At 66.7% G+C, this 3,437-nt stretch carries 4 protein-coding genes; all 4 read right to left on the reverse strand.

Annotated elements, in window-relative coordinates:
• On the reverse strand, positions 1–671 hold a 671-nt coding region (locus RMO40_RS18225; RefSeq protein ID WP_309724433.1), incomplete at its 3' end, for a DEAD/DEAH box helicase.
• 112 nt (positions 672–783) lie between these two features.
• A complete protein-coding gene (locus tag RMO40_RS18230) occupies positions 784–1,788 on the reverse strand; it encodes a lysylphosphatidylglycerol synthase domain-containing protein (protein WP_309724435.1) in 1,005 nt (334 codons plus the stop codon).
• Positions 1,785–3,053: a cardiolipin synthase ClsB gene (clsB, locus tag RMO40_RS18235; protein ID WP_309724436.1), complete on the reverse strand. Its 1,269-nt coding sequence runs from the start codon at positions 3,051–3,053 to the stop codon at positions 1,785–1,787. Before clsB ends, RMO40_RS18230 begins: the two co-directional genes overlap by 4 nt.
• The coding region (locus RMO40_RS18240) for an endonuclease/exonuclease/phosphatase family protein (protein ID WP_309724437.1) at positions 3,050–3,437 on the reverse strand (388 nt) is incomplete at its 5' end. The genes clsB and RMO40_RS18240, both read right to left, overlap by 4 nt.

Consider the following 3,437-nt stretch of genomic DNA (forward strand, 5'->3'; position numbering starts at 1 on the left):
TGTTCGATCAGCTCGGCGGTCTGGTTGCGGCGCGCCACTTCGATCAGCGCCGGCTTGTTGAGCAGGCGGTCGGCGAGGTTCTTGATCTCGTCGCTGAAGGTGGCACTGAACAGCAGGCTCTGCTTCTTGGCGGGCACCAGCGCGAGCACCTTCTTGATGTCGTGGATGAAGCCCATGTCGAGCATGCGGTCGGCTTCGTCGAGCACGAAGATCTCGATGTGGCTGAGATCGAGCGTGCGCTGTTGCGCGTGGTCGAGCAAGCGGCCCGGCGTGGCGACGAGGATGTCGACACCGCGCTTCAACTTGTCGATCTGCGGCTGCATGCCGACGCCGCCAAACATCACCATCGAAGTGAGCTTGGTGTACTTGCCGTAGTTGCGAACGCTTTCTTCGACCTGCGCCGCGAGTTCGCGGGTGGGCGTGAGGATGAGCGCACGGATGGGCAGGCGGCCGCGTGCATCGCGCACGGCGGGGGTGGCCATCAAACGCTGCAACAAGGGCAGCGTGAAGCCGGCGGTCTTACCGGTGCCGGTTTGTGCGCCGCCGAGCAGGTCGCCGCCGGTAAGCACGATGGGAATGGCTTGCGCCTGGATGGGGGTGGGCGTGGTGTAGCCCTGTTCGAGCACGGCACGCAGCAGCGGCTCGGCGAGGCCGAGGGATTCAAAAGACATGGGGATTCCGGGGATCAGATCGGCCCGTCGCTCGCAGGGGAGCGCCAGTCGCAGGCAGAAGAGGTGGGGAGCTTGGCGCTGGGTTAAAGCACGGCTCGGGTCAGAACTGACGTCAGCGCAGTGACTGGTGCCTGCGATGGTGGCGCGATTCTAACCGCGCGGTCGGTGCAGCGCGAGCGCGTGCTTCCATCAGCAGGTACATCACGGTCGCCAGCAGCAGCGGCAGCAAGTAGTACAGCGCCCGGTAGGCGAGCAGGGCGCCGAGCAGTTCATGCCGGGACACCTGGGTGCCCAGCAGCGCGATGAACACCGCTTCGAGCACGCCCAGCCCGGCCGGGATGTGCGCCAGCACACCGGCCACCGCGGCCACCAGCAAGGTGCCCAGCACCACCGGGTAGTCGACGCGGCCTTGCAGCAGCACGTAGAGCACGCCGCCGATGGTGGCCCAGTTGGTGGTCGACAGCACCATCTGCAGCAAGGCGAAGCGCCCGCTCGGCAACTTGAACTCATGGCCTCGCAGGGACAGGCTGCGGCCCGCCCAGAACGTGCAGGTCAGCAGATAAGCCGCTGCCACCAGCAGCGAGACCACACCGAGCGCTTGCAGGGCGACGGCACCCACCTTCCAGCCCTCGGGTGGCGTGATCGTCTGCGTGGCAAACACGGCACCGGCCAGCACCAGGTAACCCAGCCAGTTGGTCACCAGGCTCATGCCCACCACGCGGGTGATGGTGTCCGCCCGCAACCCCAGGCGCGAATAGAGCCGGTAGCGCATGGCAAAGCCGCCCACCAGCGAACCGAGGTTCAGGTTGAACGCATAACAGACGAAGGTGAGAGGCACCACCTGCCGAAGTGGCAAGGGGTGCTGCGTCCAACGGCGCCCGAACAGGTCGATGCCGCTGTAGAGGGCGTGGCTCAGCGCGGCGAGTGCGGCGGCCCCGAGCAGGGTGGTGATTGGGTAGGCCCGCATCGCGGCGCCCACCTCGGCCCACTCGATCTCGCGCGCCTGCAAAAACAGCAGCACGGCAACGATCACGAAAAACGCCACAGTGCCGATGCGCCGCAGGGTCGGCCACCAGCGCCGCCAGCGCCCGGTCGAGGGCAGTGCCGCTGCACTCATGACAGCTGCCTCGCACCGGGTTCGCTGATGGGTTGTGCGCCGTCGCGCGGGGTCGCCTTGTCATCACCGCCCATGCGCTTGAGCGCCGGCTGATGCGCCGGCAACCAGCCGGCCCAGGCCGGAAAGCGGCGCAAGAAGTGGAACACCACATAGCTCAGCGCCATCTGCCCCCAGGCGCGGTTGCGGCCGCTCGGGGCGGGCACTTCCTTGCAGCTGTTCTCGATCAGGTCTTCCAGCCGCTCGCGCAGGTGCTGGTTGAAGCTGCGGTCGCGGATGATGAGGTTGGCTTCGAGGTTGAGCGACAGGCTCAGCGGGTCGAGGTTGCTCGAGCCCACCGTCGACCATTCGTCGTCGGCCAGCGCCACCTTGCCGTGCAGAGGGCGTTTGCAGTACTCGTAGATCTGCACACCGGCACGCTGCAGGTGGGCATACAGCATGCTCGCCGCCACCTTGACCACTGGCATGTCGGGCTGGCCCTGCAGGATCAGGCGCACCTTCACCCCACGGCGCGCCGCACGGCGCAAGTCTTTGAGGAAAAGGTAGCCGGGGAAGAAGTAGGCGTTGGCGATGATCACCTCGTGCTTCGCCGAACGCAGGGCCACGCGGTACTGATGCTCGATGTCGTTGCGGTGGTCGTGGTTGTCGCGGGTGACGAACACCGCATCGGCGTCGCCCGAGTGAGGCGCGTGGGCGGTGGTGGCCTGCGCAGGAGGGCGGCGGCGAAACCAGCGGCGCGCATTGGGTGGAGCCTGTGGCGCGACTGCCTCGAGCGCAAAGCGGTGGATCTCGTCGACGATCGGGCCGCAGACTTCGACCGCGTAATCCTGCTTGGCCTCGGGGCCGAAGTCGTCCAGGTGATCGGCCGAATAGTTGATGCCGCCGACGAACGCGCGCACCCCGTCGACGACCACGATCTTGCGGTGCATGCGGCGAAACACGTTGAGGCGCACACCCAGCAGCGGCGCCTGCGGGTCGAACACATGGAAGCGCACGCCCGCTGCGGTGAGCGTGCCCACAAACTGGCTCGACAGGTCGGGCGAGCCGAAGCCGTCGACGGTGATGTCGATCTGCACGCCTCGCTGCGCGGCCTTGAGCAATGCTTCGTGCAAGGCCAGGCCGACCTTGTCTTCGAACAGGATGAAGGTTTCGATCAACACCTCGCGTTCGGCCGCGCTCACGGCCTCGAACACTGCCGGGAAGAACTCTTCGCCGTTTTCCAGCAGGCGTACGCGGTTGCCGCCGGTCCAGCGCGATTTCGCGCTCACAGCGTGATCTCCGCGGCCAGCGGGGCGTGGTCGGACAGGTGCGACCACGGTCGGCGCGGCAGCACCAGGGGCTTGTGCACACCGGCATTGCGAACATAGATGCGGTCGAGCTGCAGCATCGGAAAGCGCGCCGGAAAGGTCTTCGCTGCGCGCCCATTGGCATGCACGAACACCTCTCGCAGGCCGGCGCAGCGCTTGAGCACGCTGTGGGCGCGCACCCGCCAGTCGTTGAAGTCGCCCGCGATCAAAAGCGGTGCGTCGTCTGGCACGTCGCGCTCGACGATCTTGAGCAGCAGCTCGAGCTGCTTGCGCCGGTGTGACTCTTGCAACCCCAGGTGCACGCAGATGGCATGCAGCTGCTGCGTGTGCCCGGGGAGTTGCAGC

It is taken from the genome of Rhizobacter sp., from assembly GCF_031412075.1.
Taxonomy (GTDB): Bacteria; Pseudomonadota; Gammaproteobacteria; order Burkholderiales; family Burkholderiaceae_C; genus Rhizobacter.